16 protein-coding genes are annotated in these 15,602 nt (G+C 48.5%); 1 reads left to right on the top strand and 15 read right to left on the bottom strand.

Translation table 11 applies throughout. The features are described 5' to 3' along the window. From ccmB to CWI82_RS03170, 6 genes are all read right to left on the bottom strand, one after another. A complete protein-coding gene (gene ccmB / locus CWI82_RS03195) occupies nucleotides 1-684 on the bottom strand; it encodes a heme exporter protein CcmB (RefSeq protein ID WP_130202654.1) in 684 nt (227 codons plus the stop codon). After that, nucleotides 677-1,321 (bottom strand): cytochrome c biogenesis heme-transporting ATPase CcmA, encoded by a 645-nt coding sequence (ccmA, locus tag CWI82_RS03190; RefSeq protein ID WP_092856052.1) that lies wholly within the window; start codon nucleotides 1,319-1,321, stop codon nucleotides 677-679. Before ccmA ends, ccmB begins: the two co-directional genes overlap by 8 nt. Before the next feature lie 80 nt (nucleotides 1,322-1,401). After that, nucleotides 1,402-3,330: a type IV pilus modification PilV family protein gene (locus CWI82_RS03185; RefSeq protein WP_130202653.1), complete on the bottom strand. Its 1,929-nt coding sequence runs from the start codon at nucleotides 3,328-3,330 to the stop codon at nucleotides 1,402-1,404. Then, on the bottom strand, nucleotides 3,320-4,417 hold the full coding sequence (locus tag CWI82_RS03180; protein ID WP_130202652.1) for a pilus assembly PilX N-terminal domain-containing protein: 1,098 nt from the start codon (nucleotides 4,415-4,417) through the stop codon (nucleotides 3,320-3,322). Before CWI82_RS03180 ends, CWI82_RS03185 begins: the two co-directional genes overlap by 11 nt. Beyond that, nucleotides 4,407-5,018 carry a prepilin-type N-terminal cleavage/methylation domain-containing protein gene (locus tag CWI82_RS03175; RefSeq protein WP_130202651.1) on the bottom strand — a complete coding sequence of 204 codons (612 nt, stop codon included), beginning with the start codon at nucleotides 5,016-5,018 and terminating at the stop codon, nucleotides 4,407-4,409. Before CWI82_RS03175 ends, CWI82_RS03180 begins: the two co-directional genes overlap by 11 nt. Next, entirely contained in the window at nucleotides 5,012-5,539 is a 528-nt protein-coding gene (locus CWI82_RS03170) for a GspH/FimT family protein (protein ID WP_130203196.1), read from the bottom strand. The genes CWI82_RS03175 and CWI82_RS03170 overlap by 7 nt, the downstream gene beginning before the upstream one ends. Before the next feature lie 68 nt (nucleotides 5,540-5,607). Between CWI82_RS03170 and CWI82_RS11495 the strand changes: the two genes are divergently transcribed. Continuing rightward, complete coding sequence (locus CWI82_RS11495; protein ID WP_130202650.1) at nucleotides 5,608-5,991, top strand: type IV pilin protein; 384 nt, start codon at nucleotides 5,608-5,610, stop codon at nucleotides 5,989-5,991. Between the two features lie 107 nt (nucleotides 5,992-6,098). Here the strand turns inward: CWI82_RS11495 and ispH are convergent, their stop codons facing one another. The 9 genes from ispH to murJ form a co-directional block, all read right to left on the bottom strand. Then, nucleotides 6,099-7,040 (bottom strand): 4-hydroxy-3-methylbut-2-enyl diphosphate reductase, encoded by a 942-nt coding sequence (gene ispH / locus CWI82_RS03160; protein WP_092856064.1) that lies wholly within the window; start codon nucleotides 7,038-7,040, stop codon nucleotides 6,099-6,101. Between the two features lie 113 nt (nucleotides 7,041-7,153). Then, the gene (gene fkpB / locus CWI82_RS03155; protein WP_092856066.1) at nucleotides 7,154-7,594 is read right to left on the bottom strand and encodes an FKBP-type peptidyl-prolyl cis-trans isomerase; all 441 of its coding nucleotides are present in this window, start codon (nucleotides 7,592-7,594) and stop codon (nucleotides 7,154-7,156) included. Further along, a complete protein-coding gene (gene lspA / locus CWI82_RS03150; RefSeq protein ID WP_233340182.1) occupies nucleotides 7,591-8,103 on the bottom strand; it encodes a signal peptidase II in 513 nt (170 codons plus the stop codon). The genes fkpB and lspA overlap by 4 nt, the downstream gene beginning before the upstream one ends. After that, nucleotides 8,096-10,948 (bottom strand): isoleucine--tRNA ligase, encoded by a 2,853-nt coding sequence (gene ileS / locus CWI82_RS03145; RefSeq protein ID WP_130202649.1) that lies wholly within the window; start codon nucleotides 10,946-10,948, stop codon nucleotides 8,096-8,098. The genes lspA and ileS overlap by 8 nt, the downstream gene beginning before the upstream one ends. Before the next feature lie 132 nt (nucleotides 10,949-11,080). Further along, entirely contained in the window at nucleotides 11,081-12,013 is a 933-nt protein-coding gene (gene ribF / locus CWI82_RS03140) for a bifunctional riboflavin kinase/FAD synthetase (RefSeq protein ID WP_130202648.1), read from the bottom strand. An 81-nt stretch (nucleotides 12,014-12,094) separates the two neighbouring features. Then, entirely contained in the window at nucleotides 12,095-12,430 is a 336-nt protein-coding gene (locus CWI82_RS03135; protein WP_130202647.1) for a hypothetical protein, read from the bottom strand. Further along, a complete protein-coding gene (locus CWI82_RS03130; RefSeq protein WP_092837375.1) occupies nucleotides 12,414-12,692 on the bottom strand; it encodes a type II toxin-antitoxin system prevent-host-death family antitoxin in 279 nt (92 codons plus the stop codon). Before CWI82_RS03130 ends, CWI82_RS03135 begins: the two co-directional genes overlap by 17 nt. A 147-nt stretch (nucleotides 12,693-12,839) precedes the next feature. Then, on the bottom strand, nucleotides 12,840-13,928 hold the full coding sequence (locus CWI82_RS03125; protein WP_130202646.1) for an alpha/beta fold hydrolase: 1,089 nt from the start codon (nucleotides 13,926-13,928) through the stop codon (nucleotides 12,840-12,842). 80 nt (nucleotides 13,929-14,008) lie between these two features. Further along, nucleotides 14,009-15,550 carry a murein biosynthesis integral membrane protein MurJ gene (gene murJ, locus CWI82_RS03120; protein ID WP_130202645.1) on the bottom strand — a complete coding sequence of 514 codons (1,542 nt, stop codon included), beginning with the start codon at nucleotides 15,548-15,550 and terminating at the stop codon, nucleotides 14,009-14,011. Nucleotides 15,551-15,602: the final 52 nt, after the last annotated feature.

Genomic DNA, 15,602 nt, shown 5'->3' with positions numbered 1-15,602 from the left:
TTAATTTACGCTCACTCGAATTGCTGCTGCGACTGCTAGAGGCGCCAAGGTTAAGGTTAAAAGCATCAGTCCCGCTAATAGTAACACTTGCCCGTAAGCAGAGGTACCCACCAGCGTACTCTCAACTGCCGCCGCTGCAAATATCAACAAAGGGATAAATAGCGGCAACAATAACAAACTCAGCAAGGCGCCACCGCGCCCTAAACTCACCGTCAGCGCAGCGCCAACGGCTGTCATTGCGCTCAACATTGGAGTACCCACTAAGAGGGTCAACATTAACGTTCCCCAGGCGGCAAACGGCAGTTTTAATAATAACGCACAAACCGGCGCGAGGATCACTAGCGGTAAGCCACTAAGAAGCCAGTGCACAACGACTTTGCCAAATGCTAATAGCGGTAATGGCGCCGGTGATAGCACCATCTGCTCGAGGTTGCCATCTAGGAAATCATCGCGAAATAGACGCTCAGAACCAAGTAATGACGATAACAACGCGGCTACCCATATCACTCCAGTTGCAATGCGACCCAAAATATCTGGGCCTGGCCCCACCGCGAGTGGGAATAGTGTCACCACAATCACCACAAATAACAGCGGATTGATAACGTCGCTTCGTCGTCGCAAAGCAACCGCTAGGTCGCGCCGCATAATTGTCGTCATTAACTGCCAAGAACTCGCTCTATTCATAAACGAGTTCCTCGTCGTTATGTTCGATACGAATTTTTTGTAATCGTTCACCAGACCACGAAAGCGGTTGATGCGAGGTTAAAATAATTGAACCACTTTGTTCAAGGTGGCGTTGAAAGCGTTGATGCAATAACTCAATGCCGTAGGTGTCGAGAGCCGTAAATGGCTCATCTAAAATCCACAACTTTGCTTGGCTATACCATAGTCGTGCTAAGGCAATACGCCGTTGTTGGCCGGCTGAGAGCTGTTGTGCGGGAATATCCTCGAGGCCTAATAAGCCAACGGTTTCTAGCAACTGCCATGCATCAACATGCGCGGCACCATCAAGTTGCGATTGAAAGTGGAGGTTTTCGAGTGCGGTCAGTTCGGCTTTTACCGCCGGCTTATGTCCAATAAACAAGGTTTGGCGTTGCCAAAGTTCAGGGTCATCCTGTTGCGGTTGCCCGAATAGCCAAACTTCGCCTTCAAGTGGCTGCAGCAGACCCGCAATAATACGTAGCAGCGTGGATTTCCCTGCACCGTTTGGCCCTTCAACATGGAGTATTTCACCGCCGCCGAGTTGCAGCGAGAGTGCAGAGAATAACGTGCGTCCTGCACGTACCGACGTGAGTTGTTTGGCTTCGATAACAACAGACATTGGAGTTGAGGCAACCTATCGGGTCAACAAAAGTGATCCGATAGTACCACAGGTTTACAAGGCCATATAAGCCTTACTCATCAATTTTCGTCCATTCGAACGTTGTGAACTTCATTCGCACTTAAATTCGAGATGGTCACGCTCGATGGTGTAAAGGTGAAACCGGATTTACTAAAGTTAATCACCGTTGAGGTGCCCGCTGGAATACCATTACACGCATATGAGCCCGTGTCGGCGTTACCTTGTTTAGAATACGTACAGGTTACGTCAACACCGGCGACATTCACGTCGCGATAATGCGTGTTTTTACAGGCATCGCCATTATATTGTAAGCAATAAATTTCGCCGGTCACTGAGTAGAGTGGCGTAGTACCGTCCGACGCCGTTACCGTCACATTAACGCTACTGCTTAGCTCGCCATCCTCAAGCGGGTGAATCGGTTGACTACCTAGAACACTGGCATTACCCAATGCCGCATTCATCGTTACCGTCGCAATGCCGCCGTCAAGCGCGCTGATACGACCGCGGCTGTAAGTTCCGTAGTAATTCTGTTCGGGGTCAACAATGGTTTGAATTGGTTCATTGGTGACATCAGCAACCGCTGTATTGGTGGTTTCCCAAAGGCCCAACAAAGTTAAGTTAACTTCATAAAATGGCACTTTGGCAATCCAATCCGGTTCATTATTCAATATCGACTGACGCACTTCTGCAAGGTGCGCATCGGTCATGTCATCCAAATAAATACCACGACCAATTAGCTGATACGAACCAGGCGCCACCGAAATATCGCGCCCGCTTGGCGCTGTTGGTAACGCTGAGTCCATGACTAACGCCCGAACTACATCGCGCACATATTGCGTATAGGTTTGTGCCCCGACTTCATTGATCAAGTAGCCGGCCGAGGTTGCCGTCACCGCATGGAATTGCCAATCTGGATACATTGCATACCAACCATCGATGCGGCGCATACGGCAGGATTCTTCGTAGACGTTGTTGGAGCCTTGGTTGGCTTCAACTAAATTACCACTCGCGTCTCGATAAAAGTGCCGATGATTCCCGTTGGTTTTGCGGTTAGTGTCGTACTTAAAAACGACCTGCTCATTGACCATCGTGCTGTTATCATGATGGTCGCGGCAACATTGGGTACAGAGCTCTGGTTGATCTGTGACCGCAGGATTGACGATACCGGTCATTTTACGCGTTAGCTGACCACCATTCGGATCCAAGACTAAACGTCCATCTTTTAGCGTTAAACGGTGTGGCGTTTGCGCCTCTGACTCAATGCCGGTAAACATGCAGGAACAGTTAATGGTGATAAAGTCTTCCACACGCTGCGTTTGCGTTGCCTCATCGTAGGTGACCGTATCAAAGCGAACCGTCAGCCGTTCGCCACGTTGCATAACCGTCGGCGTCGGACGCGTGGTTTCTTTCACTTGATACTTGGTAGCCGTGCCATCTTCGGTCAATTTCACCGCGATAACCTCTGGCGCCGCACCAGGGTTATAGGTCACACTCGGCTCGTTACGTGGCGGCGGTGCTGTAACCGCTAAACCACCATCACGCATCGCAATCCGTCCAATCCAACCCTCTAAACTCAGAGTTTGATCTTCGCCACCGCGCATTTGCCACGCCACATCAATTATCACCGATTTTGCATCAGGGGATGGCGGCAACGGGTTAGGTAGGTCGGGGTCACCAGTTGTACGCCATAAGCCATTAAAGTATTGCGGTGCTACGGTCCAACTGACTTCGTAGGTTTTATCGTCTAACGAAACACTATCGGTACCTGCGTCGATGTCGGCATAGACTTCGAACCTTAATTCTTCGAGACGTTGTTGTGCGATTTTAAGCGCTGTCGCATGTTCCGCAGCTCTTACCGAACTTTGCATGAAGGTTCGCTGCAGGCTCACCAAGCCCGTTACGCCAATCGCGATAATGACCAATGCAACAAGCACTTCAACAAAGGTGAAGCCGCGTTTGTGCGTTATGTTAGCTGAATTAGAAATCACGCCAGCTTCCTCCTACTCGAAGTACTCGTTTAAAGGCATCATTACTGATTAAATTCGTCAGCACTTCTTCGTGATAGCGCACCAGCAAGGTTCCGTTCGACAGCGTCGGGTCGAAGTTCGCCATCACTGCGCCATTAATCGTCGCGCCACCATTAAGTTTTAATTCATGGGTTGCCAAATTACCCGGTGTTCGAAATGCAAACACTAGGCCATTGACTTCAGTGTTACCGTTAATCGCCAAACTACCGTCTTGAATAACCAAGGCGACGGGGTTCTCAAGCGAGCCAATATTCACCGACGGCGAACAGTCCCCAACCACCCAAATCAAACCTGTTGAGGCCGGTCCAATGGAATCACAACCGTTAACAATTTGATTAGCAGAGTCGCGTAATGATTGCCATTGTGCTTCAGGCACACCAAACAAATATTCAAGTAAATCATCAGGAAAATTCGGGTCGTTGTCTAAAATATCGACGCCATGGTCGCCGCGCTCACTGAATGGCTGCGACGAACAATTACCTTCGGTATATTCTTGTTGACCGCAAGTGGTGCCACTACCGTTAATATCAACATCACCCTCGGTCCATATCGACAATGGCACACCGTCACCACCGCCGTTAGGATTCGCAACCACTTCAAAGTTACCAGAAACGTTCATACTACCTTTGATGGCAACTGGCGTGTCGGGCGCCGAACGAAGCATCGGTAATACTGCAACTTGTTGGCGTAATGTGCGCGTAGCACGTGTATCTGCTGAAGTAGCCGTCAGCACCACGTCGACAATATCAACATCGCCGCGAATGGTGTCATCGAAACGCGTACTCGATAACGTGGCATTGTATTGGGCGCCACCAATCACGCCCGCAATAGTACGATCCAGATTAGACTTCTCTGCGTTCACTTCCATGACAATCTGTTCAATTGCTGCATCAGCTACCATGGTCGCTTCCTGCATACTGGCGTGATTACGAGTGATACGCTGCTCCTGCACTTTAAAGCGCGCGGTATATAACGTAACCAGAATGATTACAGAGAGTAGAAGTACAGTGATTGTAATTGTGGCAAAGCCCGATTGTTTAAAACGCATTGCGCAGCACCACCTCTGTTGAAAGTTCGCGTGATACTTCGGCGTCGCTTGGCAGTGACACTACCATCAACACCTCAACAACCTGTTCATTAACTTCATCGAGCATGCGCTCGGTTAAAATAAACTCCAGCACATCAACTTGAATTAAATCTGGGCTGGTTAATCCTTCCCAGCCGTCTTGATCGCACGTAGCTCCGCCTTGCCGGCGCTGTACCTGACCGTTGCGCAAGCGATAACCAAACTGTTCTGCAGCGCCATCGTGCACCGCGTCGTTATCAGCATCGTACTCAAACAATAAGCAACTCGATGCAACTTCACTCGGATGCTGCGAAACGCTGATGGAATTATTAAAAGTCGTTACCGCATTATCGGGGTCCACAACTAACAAATGAGCGTTACCCCGGTATCCTGCTCGGCGTAGGTCCCCCATCAGCAAGTCCATTACCGCCGTTGATTCTTCTTGGAGTTGACTCAATTGTAAACTACGCGAATTTGTGCCTAACGTTGCTGAAAATACCGACGTTAGCGCTGCCATTAAGATCAAACCAAGCGTAATCGTGATCATCAATTCGACGAGTGACAAGCCGCGTTGCTTTAACATGCTGGATAACTCCCCACACCGCCCACTTGGCAATATCTCAAGCGACCTAGCGTACTCACCACCACGCGCACTTCACGCTCCACTGCGTTACTGCTGTCGCGCAATTGATAACTTACTGTGCCAGCGTTGCCTTCAGCCAAACCTCGGAGCGCGTCAAAGCGGGTATGATCACCTCCTGAAAATGCTGCAGATGCCATCATCACGCCCGAATAATCAGAACCATTAATCTGTCGCAAAACACCGTCGATAGAGCAATCTTCTGTTAAGCAATCACAATCATTATTGTCAGCGACGGCGGCACACCATTCACCATTTTCGTCATCCCAAACAACGAATCGATTCTCGCCGCTACTCAAAGCATCGGAGCGTGCATACTGCAGCAAGCCATAGGTATCTTGTGCCGCCCCTTGCAAACGCATCGTCCGCGCCATTTCAATGGTCGCAGGCACGCCCCAACCCAGCACAATGCTGAGAATTAACAACGTGATAATAAGTTCGAGTAAAGTAAATCCTTGACGCATTGCGTTTGGTCCAAAATTATCGTACTAATGAACAGATGCACTTAGCATAGTATAAACAGGTGGAATAAATGCAAGTTGAAAAAAAGTTAAGCGGCATGACCTTAATCGAATTAATGATTGTCGTTGCTATCATCGGTATCATCGCAGCCATCGCTTATCCAAACTTTACTGACTACGTTAAACAGAGCCGCAGAGCAGACGCCATGGGCGAATTACTGAAATTACAGATGGCGCAAGAAGAGTATAGATTACGCAATACCAGCTACGCCACTATTGCTGATCTTGGCTTTACATCGTCAAGCGAATTTTACACTTTTAGTACATCTGACATTGCCGCTGAAACATATACGTTAACGGCGACAGCGAAAGGAGCACAGGTTTCAGATACGGAGTGTGTGACGATGAGCATTAATCAAAACGATCAAAAAACCCCCGCCGCCTGTTGGCAGTAAAACCGAAAGCGATATTAGCTATTAGATATTAGATATTAGAGGAAACACAAATACCCGATGCATCGTTTCTAATATCTAATATCCAATAGCTAGTATCGTATTTGGTTTTAAAGTTCAACCACACGGAGTTCTGGTGGGATGGAGAAAGTGATATTTTCCTCGCGGCCGCTGCGTTCTTGCACCGTTTGGCCGCCCCATGCTTGCAGTTTTTTCACCACATCGCGAACCAAGACTTCCGGTGCCGATGCGCCAGCTGTGACACCAACGTTCTCTTTACCTTCAAGCCAAGCCTGATCAATGCAGGTAGCATCATCTATCAAATAGGCCGGCGTGCCCATTTTCTCAGCAAGTTCACGTAAGCGGTTTGAGTTCGAGCTGTTACGCGCTCCCACAACGAGCAATACGTCAACCTCGCCCGCTAAGTCACGCACAGCATCCTGACGATTTTGCGTGGCGTAGCAAATATCATCTTTGCGCGGACCTTGTACTTCCGGAAATTTCTCGCGTAACGCATCAATCACATCAGCCGTATCATCAACCGACAAAGTGGTTTGGCTCATGTAATGCAATTGCATCGGATCTTTAACTTCCAGCTTGGCCACATCATCAACCGATTCCACCAAATAGATGCCGCCTTTTGGATTATTGTACTGACCCATAGTGCCTTCCACTTCAGGGTGTCCAGCATGACCAATCAATACGCATTCATGTCCTTTGCGGCTAGCACGCGTCACTTCCATATGAACTTTCGTTACCAACGGACAAGTCGCATCAAATACGCGCAAACCACGGTCTTTCGCCTCTTGGCGCACCGCCTGCGATACCCCGTGAGCGGAAAATATCACAATACTATCGTCTGGCACTTCATGCAGTTCATCAACAAATACGGCGCCGCGCGCCCGTAGCGAATCCACCACGTATTTGTTGTGCACCACTTCGTGACGCACATAAATAGGCGGCTCAAAAATCTCTAATGCGCGTTCAACAATCGTAATCGCTCGGTCAACACCGGCACAAAAACCACGCGGATTCGCCAAAACAATATTCATAAAAACTCCAAGTACGATATTAGCTATTGGATATTAGATATTAGCGAAAACACAAATACCCGATACATCAGTTCTAATATCTAATATCCAATAGCCAATATCGCTTTCGTCTTTTAAGGGTTTACCTCAATGATTTCAACCGCGAAACGCACACGCTGTCCCGCCAACGGATGATTGAAATCAATCGTCACAAACTGATCATTAATGGCTCGGACAATGCCCGGCAACTCCGTACCATCAGGTTGCGGAAACGTGAAAATCTGACCAACTTCGGGGCGATCTGCGCCGAATTTGGTGGTATCTACTTGATAATAGTTATCTTTGTTCGGCATACCAAAAGCGTCTTCTGGCGCGAGTTCAAACTCTCGCTCATCACCCGCTTTTAAGCCGACCAAGCAAGACTCAAAATTTTCCGTCAACGAGCCGTCGCCCATTCGAAACTTTGCTGGTTTGCCCGACATTTTCGTACTGTCGGCAACCGAGTCGTCGGTTAACTTAATAGTAAAATGCAAAATCACTTCGCGACCGTGTTCGATCGGGAGACGACTGATCATGACTGTGGCTCCTGGCGTTGTTCGAAGAACGCCTCTAACAACATGAGAATGGCACCGATAGTAATCGCCATATCGGCAACGTTAAACGCTGGCCAATGCCATTCATTCACATACACATCAATAAAATCGATAACGTAGCCATACATAATGCGGTCAATAACATTACCAATAGCGCCGGCTAATATCAGCGCAAAGGCAAGGTTTTGGCGCCACATATTGGCCGGATTGCGGCGTAACCAAATCAGTAACACCACGCTTACCGCAATAGCTAAGAATGTGAATAACCAGCGTTGCCAGCCACCTTGATCGCTCAAGAAGCTAAAGGCGGCGCCCATGTTACGCACGTAGGTCAAATTTAAATAGGGCATCACCTCAATGCTTTCGTATAAATCGAAAACACGAATCACCCATTGCTTGGTAAATTGATCCAAAACAATAAGTAATAAGGTTAGCCACAAAAAGCGCAGGCCACTGGCGCGCTTTTGTAAATCAGTTGGCTTATTAAGCAAAATGGCGCTCCTCTCCAGCTCCATCAACGTTTGTCACACAACGTTGGCATAGCGTCGGATGGTTTGCGATAGTGCCAACCTCCGCACGATGATGCCAACAGCGCTCACATTTCTCGTAAGCAGATTTAGTTACTTTTACCCACACGCCATCTAGCTCAGTTGCGACCGCACCTTCAGGCGCATTATCAACAGTAACAACACTGACAGCTGATGTGATAAAGGCAAATCGTAATTCATCTTTCAAACTGCTTAATTGCGCAGCAATATCGGCAACAGCATATACCGTCACTTCGGCTTGCAGGCTACCACCAATCACATCATCACGGCGCGCTTGCTCTAGGGTACGGTTTACTTCATCGCGCACTTCAAGCACTGTCTGCCATAACGCGTTATCGGCTGGACTAACTTTAATCTGTGCCGCTTCACGATACCAACTTTCGGTAAACACATAACGTGCGCGCGCTTCACCATTGGCCAGTTGCTTCGGCAACGCATCCCAAATTTCTTGGGCGGTAAAGCTACAAATTGGTGCCAACCAACGCACCAACATTTCCGCAATATGGTACAACGCAGTCTGGCATGAGCGACGCGCCACGCTGTCGCGCTTCGCGGTGTACTGACGGTCTTTAATCACGTCTAAGTAGAAGCTACCTAACTCAATAGAGCAGAAGTGCATGATTTTTTGCACCACGCCGTGGAATTGGTAATCGTCTAAAGCAGTCAGGATTTCTTCTTGCAAGCTCACCGCACGCGCGACAATCCACTTATCGATAGCGACCATATCATCAGCGGCTACGGCGTGTTTGCTCGGCTCAAATTCGTTAATGTTGGCCAATAAAAAGCGTGAGGTATTACGGATACGACGATAGCTATCTGCTGAACGTTTCAAAATTTCGTCAGAAACGGTCATCTCACCGGAGTAATCTGTTGCCGCTACCCACAAACGTAAGATATCGCCACCTAACTTATTCATGACCTCAAGCGGTGCAATCACGTTGCCGATGGATTTCGACATTTTGCGGCCTTGTCCGTCAACGGTAAAACCGTGTGTTAGTACTTGCTTGTATGGCGCTTGTTGATACATTGCCACCCCAGTCAATAACGACGACTGGAACCAACCACGGTGCTGGTCAGAACCTTCAAGATACAAATCCGCTGGCCACTGTAAACCCGGTGTTTTATTCAATACAGCTTCGTGCGTGACACCTGAATCGAACCAAACGTCTAAGGTGTCGGTCACTTTGCGATATTCTGCCGCTTCATCACCTAATAGCTCTTCCGCTTCTAAATCGAACCAAGCTTGGATGCCATCTTTTTCAACGCGTTTAGCGACTTCTTCCATCAGTTCCAGCGTACGTGGGTGTAATTCGTCATTGTCACGGCGCACAAACACGGCAATCGGATTACCCCAAGTACGTTGACGCGAAATACACCAGTCTGGACGACCATCCACCATACTTTCAATACGGCTTTGACCCCATTCCGGAACCCAGCGCACTTGCTTAATTTGCTCTAGTGCTTTGGCGCGCAAACCTTGTTTGTCCATGCTAATAAACCACTGTGGCGTAGCGCGGAAGATAATTGGCGTTTTATGGCGCCAGCAATGTGGGTACGAGTGATTATAAGCTTCGTGGTGAATCAACCGCCCAGCTTCTTGCAGCGCATCGACAATATTCGGATTCGCTTTCATTACGTGCTGACCAGCGAACATTGGCGTGTCATCTTTATACACACCGTTATCGCCTACTGGGTTATACACTTCAATGCCGTAACGTTGTCCAACAATAAAGTCGTCGACACCATGGCCTGGCGCTGTGTGCACACAGCCTGTACCCGAGTCGGTGGTCACGTGCTCTCCGAGAATGAGTGGCACCTGCACCTCAGCAAACAACGGATGGTTTACCTTCACGTTTTCCAGCGCTTGACCTTTGGCGAAGCCAAGTTTGTGGTAGGCATCGATGCCCCAGCGCTCCATGGCTGACTTCACCAAATCATCAGCCAATACCAAACGCATTGCCGGACGTTCATCGGTCGCTTCAACTTGAACCAACGTATAATCAAGACTCGGATGTAATGAAATCGCGCGGTTTGCTGGAATAGTCCATGGCGTCGTGGTCCAAATCACGACCATCACCTCACCTTCGCCCGAGTGACCTTCAGGGTGATCAAATTTACCGACTAACTCGCTTTCATTCACCGGAGTAAAACCAACATCAATTGCCGGTGAACGCTTATCTTGATACTCAACTTCTGCTTCAGCTAATGCCGAGCCGCAATCGGTACACCAATGCACCGGCTTAAAGCCTTGCTGCATATGACCGTTAGCGATGATTTTGGCAAGTGCGCGAATACTGTCAGCTTCTTGCTGTGGGTTCATGGTGAGATATGGATTATCCCAATCCCCAAACACGCCCAATCGTTTAAAGTCTTCACGCTGACCGTCGACCTGAGTCAGTGCATATTCGCGACACTTTTGACGAAATTCAGCGACACTGAGTTTTTTACCTGGCTTGCCATGTTTCTTCTCAACTTGCAGCTCAATCGGCAAACCATGACAGTCCCAACCAGGAACATATGGCGCATCAAAATCGCTTAGCGTTTTCGCCTTCACGATCATGTCTTTTAAAATCTTATTCACCGCGTGACCAATGTGAATATCACCATTCGCATACGGAGGGCCGTCATGCAAAATAAACACCGGCTTACCCGCCTTCGCTTGGCGAATCAGGCCGTACACGTCATCCGCGTACCACTGTTGCAACATCTGCGGCTCACGCTGCGCCAAATTACCGCGCATCGGAAACTCAGTTTCCGGCAGATTCAGTGTGTGTTTGTAGTCGGTCATTATCTCGGTTCCTTTTTCGGGGTTGTTATCTGCCCCATTACTTATTTCAATTTTTGAATTAGAGTAGGATATTAGCTATTCGATATTTGATATTAGACAAAACACAATTACCCGAAACATCAGCTCTAATATCTAATATCGAATAGCTAATATCGCCTTTGCCTTTTCAGCGTCAGCGGCGATTTGTTGCTGTAGTTGCGCGAAATTCGCGAATTTTTGTTCAGCGCGAATAAAGTGCGTTGGCACCACGCGCAATTGCTGCCCATACAAATCGCCCGCAAAATCGAACAAATGCACCTCGAGCTGCACTCGCTCACCATTTAATGTTGGCCGTCTACCAATATTAGCAACGCCTGCATGCATTTTGCCATCATTGGTTTGCACCTGCACAGCAAAAACCCCTTGTAAGGGTGAACGCAAGCGCTTTAACTGAATATTTGCGGTTGGAAAGCCGATAGTACGACCCTTTTTCTCACCATGCACAACGCGCCCTCCGAAAGCATAAGGTCGCCCTAACATGGCTGCCGCCTGAGTAAAATCACCATCACTTAAACACTGGCGTATTGCGGTGCTACTAACCCGTTGCTGTTGTTGGCGATAACTTTGCGTGTCCACCACTTCAAAGCCAAGCTCAGCGCCCGCGCGTTGCAACATCGCGAAATCGCCTTCGCGACCATGACCGAAGCGGAAATCATCGCCAACCACCAAGAATTGTACGCCGAGCATATCAACCAACACACGTTCAATAAATTCGCGCGCCGGCAGATTAGAAAACTTGCGATTAAATTCAATCACAATATGGCGGTCAATACCCTGCTGACGCAGTGCCATGTGCTTTTCACGAAAATTAGTTAATCGGGCCGGTGCTTTATCCGGTTGAAACAGCTCTTGCGGCTGCGGCTCAAACGTCATCACCGTCGCCGGAACGCCGCGCGCGAGCGCCTGCGCTTTTACCTGCGCCAACACTGCCTGATGGCCCAAATGGACACCATCAAAGTTGCCGATAGTAAGTACACACCCACGGTGCTGAGGTCGAATATTATGAATTCCGCGAATTAACTGCATCAGTGCGTAGCAAGCCTGTCGTTATTTCAGGTGATTAACAAAGCGGCGATTATAACAGGCTCGCCAAACGCTAACCAGACACTAAGGGCTCATTAATACCAGATTCAATAGTTGATCGCGAAGGCTTTGCCGAGTTCGAATGAACAATAAAGCAGTCACCTGATCATTGAAGCGATAAATCACACGGCATTGAGACTTCGCATCAATATATTCGTAGTAATCATCATAACCCAGTATCATTGCTTCATCACATCGCGCGCAGCTCAAAGGGAATGGCTTTACTTTGCTTTCAAAGCGTTTCATGATCTCGGCTAGCCACTCCGACGACGCACGTGAACCAACCTTTTTACGAAGATAATTAAATTCAGCATCGAGTTGAGAGATAAAAGAGTCAGCGTAATTAACTATTGTGGTCATCGAGCGCACCTTTTTCTTCCAGTCCTTTGAATAACTCGTCGCTCGATACAACACGACCAGCCCGAACATCCTTTTCAGCCAGTGCAATCATTTTTAACATCGCCATCTGTTCTTGCATGGCTTCGTATTGGGCAGGATCTTGCACCACATACAAGGGTTCACCGTTCTGGGTCACCAAAACCGGTTCATTCACATCCATGGTCGCAATTTCTTTTTTAAACCCTGACACAGTAGTCACGCGCGGGCGTTTGACGGTATACATGGGAGTTTCTCCTTGTTGGTGGTTACAGGAATAAGAGTAGACGAGATTGGTGAAGAAGTCCAAATAAAGACCAAATAAAGACCGGTTAAAAACAAAAGCGATATTAGCTATTAGATATTGGATATTGGATATTAGAAGGGCGAGGGGCTACTGGTGGAGTAGCCACTCTAGTGCTTGTTGGATAACTTGTGGTTGTTGCAGCGGGACCATGTGATCACTTTCGCTTAGGGGAATATACTGGCCGTTCGATACTGAAGCTTGTTCGGCACTCCAAGCACTGCCTTCCTGCTGCCATTTTTGCAACGCAGCCAATAGCTCAGCATCATCAGCCGCAGCAGCAATGTCTTTTTGCTCAAAATCGCTGTCAATCACACTAACCGGTATCGCGGTGATCATGGGCAGTGTTGCGTAACTGTCTAAATCAGCAATGTATGCGGCAATCTCGCGGGCTCGCGCTTGCTGGTGCGAAATAAGCAAACGCTGCTGCATGATTTGCTCCAGGTAATTCCAGTCAATTGCGGTACCATAGTCACTCGCCCATTGTTTGATGTGTTGATATTCCGCATCGAGTTTGTTTTTGGTTCGCTCTGACCAATTACCAGCAGCTAAATGCGGTAATAGCGTCGCTAAATTGTCTCGATACCAGTCAGCTGGGTAGCCTTGATACAAGCTTAATGAGTGTGCTAATGGAATATCCGGATCAATATACACCATGGCTTCAATATCAAATTGTTCGCTATGCAGCTCATAAAACCAGCGTGCACTAATACTCGCGCTAGCAAAGGCCACCACGGCCAATTGAGTTTCATTGAGTTGCTGCATCACGTGTGCTAAATCGTCGGCAAAACGACGGTAGGACAAATCATCACTACTGCTGCTAAACGCATTACCAAGGCGATCAACACTGTATATCCGATACTGTGCAGCCAATAGCGGTTGCAGCGCAGCAAACCAAGCGCTATCACTGTGATAATTGTAATTAGGCCCAGCTAACAGAATCACCGCCGGACCACGATGGTCCAGGCCCATAGCGCGAACATGAAATTGCCCAGCGGAAGTTTCGACTAAACGCGAATGCTCTGGTAACTCAGATTGCTCAGCCATTGTCAAAGAATGCGGGAAATCTAAGCTGCTATCATCAATTACCGACGCCTTAGCCGCACTATCCGGACCCTGACAACCAAGCAGCGTGAACGCGAGCGTCAATGCGGTGATTATCTCAATAACCTGCTTCATCTTAGTTCCCTCTCAGTCAACTCAAGCCTCAACAACGAATACCGCTTTCGCTTTTACGAATAACCAATAACGAATAACGATTAACGGATCTTCACGCGGAGGAGGATAAGAGAGAGCATATACGTCCCTGCCCCTGCGCCAATCAACATCGACAATTGCCACGCTCGATCAACAAATTCAGCAGCTAGCCACCAAGAACGTGATGGCACCAAATACAGCACGACCGCGACCATCGTCGCCACAGCAAGCGCTACTTTCGTGAGATAAGTTAAGGTTCCAGGGTAACGTTTGAGCACACCGTCGCGCCACAGGTTATAGCCCAACAAACCGGCATTCACAGCGGCAGATAAAGACGTGGCTATGGCTAAACCGACATAGCCGTAAGGAATCGCGAAAACGATATTGAACACCATGTTTGAAACCATGGCGATAATGCCGTACTTCACTGGCCGCTTGGTATCTTGCCGTGAATAAAACCCGGTCGCCAATACCTTCACCAACATAAAGCTCAGCAAGCCCGAGCCATACGCAAATAAACTATAAGAGGCCAAGCGCGCATCTTCTGGCGTGAACTCGCCACGCATGAACAACACCATCAACATCGGTTCCGCAAGCACAATCAACCCGCACATCGCTGGCAAACCCAGCAAGACGACCGTACGAATCCCCCAATCAAGGGTGCGACTAAACTCTTCGGCTGACTTATCGACATGACGTGAGCTTAAAGCCGGTAAAATAACCGTCGCAATCGCAATCCCAAATAATCCAAGCGGAAACTCTAGTAACCTGTCTGAGTAATATAACCAACTAATCGAACCGCTCATCAAAAACGACGCAATAAACGTATCGAGCAATAGGTTAATCTGACTCACTGACACACCAAACAGCGCAGGAATCATCAACGTACGGATTTTGGTAACCCCGGGATCGCGCCATCCCCAGCGCGGCCGCACCAGCAACCCCGCACGTTTTAAAAACGGAATTTGAAATAGAAATTGAACGGCACCGCCAACAAACACACCCCATGCCAACGCGTATTCCGGTTGTTCGAGTTGCGGCCCAAGCCAAATCGCAAAAACAATAATGGCGATATTTAAAAATACCGGCGTAAATGCCGCCACGGCAAATTTACCAATCGTATTTAAAATCGCACCGGCCAGCGCGGTAAAGGTAATAAACCACAAATACGGAAACGTAATACGCAACAAGTCCGCCGCCAGCACAAACTTATGCCCTTGCGGACCATCGTGATACCAATCCAGAAACCAACCCGTACCGAACATCGCCGCCACCACGGGTGATGCAATCACACCCACCAGCGTGACAATCGTAACCAACGTACCTAACGTACCCGCCACCCGAGCAATCAGCAAGCGCTGTTCATCCAGCGTTTTCCCCTGCTTATACTCCGTCAGTACCGGCACAAACGCCTGCGCAAACGCCCCTTCCGCAAACAATCGACGCAAAAAGTTCGGTATCTTGTTCGCAAAGAAGAACACATCGGCCGCCGCCCCAGCCCCCATCAAATTCGCAATCACCACATCGCGCACAAGCCCAAGCACACGCGATATGAGCGTCATGAAGCTGACAATGATGCCGGATTTAGCAAGTGACTTTGACAATGAAACCTCAAGTACGATATTAGCTATTGGATATTAGATATTAGTAAAACCT

The sequence above is a fragment of the Pseudidiomarina tainanensis genome (assembly GCF_004214835.1).
Lineage (GTDB): Bacteria > Pseudomonadota > Gammaproteobacteria > Enterobacterales > Alteromonadaceae > Pseudidiomarina > Pseudidiomarina tainanensis.
The sequence above is the reverse complement of the archived record's forward strand: the minus strand, read 5'-3'. Positions and strand labels throughout refer to the sequence as shown.

Excerpts from the sequence above, each read along its gene's own strand:
- CWI82_RS03175 (WP_130202651.1), bottom strand. The coding sequence starts at position 5,018 with ATGTTAAAGCAACGCGGCTTGTCACTCGTCGAATTGATGATCACGATT.
- CWI82_RS03130 (WP_092837375.1), bottom strand. The coding sequence starts at position 12,692 with ATGTATACCGTCAAACGCCCGCGCGTGACTACTGTGTCAGGGTTTAAA.
- ispH (WP_092856064.1), bottom strand. The coding sequence starts at position 7,040 with ATGAATATTGTTTTGGCGAATCCGCGTGGTTTTTGTGCCGGTGTTGAC.
- ccmA (WP_092856052.1), bottom strand. The coding sequence starts at position 1,321 with ATGTCTGTTGTTATCGAAGCCAAACAACTCACGTCGGTACGTGCAGGA.
- CWI82_RS03125 (WP_130202646.1), bottom strand. The coding sequence starts at position 13,928 with ATGAAGCAGGTTATTGAGATAATCACCGCATTGACGCTCGCGTTCACG.
- CWI82_RS03170 (WP_130203196.1), bottom strand. The coding sequence starts at position 5,539 with ATGCGTCAAGGATTTACTTTACTCGAACTTATTATCACGTTGTTAATT.
- CWI82_RS03180 (WP_130202652.1), bottom strand. The coding sequence starts at position 4,417 with ATGCGTTTTAAACAATCGGGCTTTGCCACAATTACAATCACTGTACTT.
- ileS (WP_130202649.1), bottom strand. The coding sequence starts at position 10,948 with ATGACCGACTACAAACACACACTGAATCTGCCGGAAACTGAGTTTCCG.
- ccmB (WP_130202654.1), bottom strand. The coding sequence starts at position 684 with ATGAATAGAGCGAGTTCTTGGCAGTTAATGACGACAATTATGCGGCGC.
- CWI82_RS03135 (WP_130202647.1), bottom strand. The coding sequence starts at position 12,430 with ATGACCACAATAGTTAATTACGCTGACTCTTTTATCTCTCAACTCGAT.
- CWI82_RS11495 (WP_130202650.1), top strand. The coding sequence starts at position 5,608 with ATGCAAGTTGAAAAAAAGTTAAGCGGCATGACCTTAATCGAATTAATG.
- ribF (WP_130202648.1), bottom strand. The coding sequence starts at position 12,013 with ATGCAGTTAATTCGCGGAATTCATAATATTCGACCTCAGCACCGTGGG.
- fkpB (WP_092856066.1), bottom strand. The coding sequence starts at position 7,594 with ATGATCAGTCGTCTCCCGATCGAACACGGTCGCGAAGTGATTTTGCAT.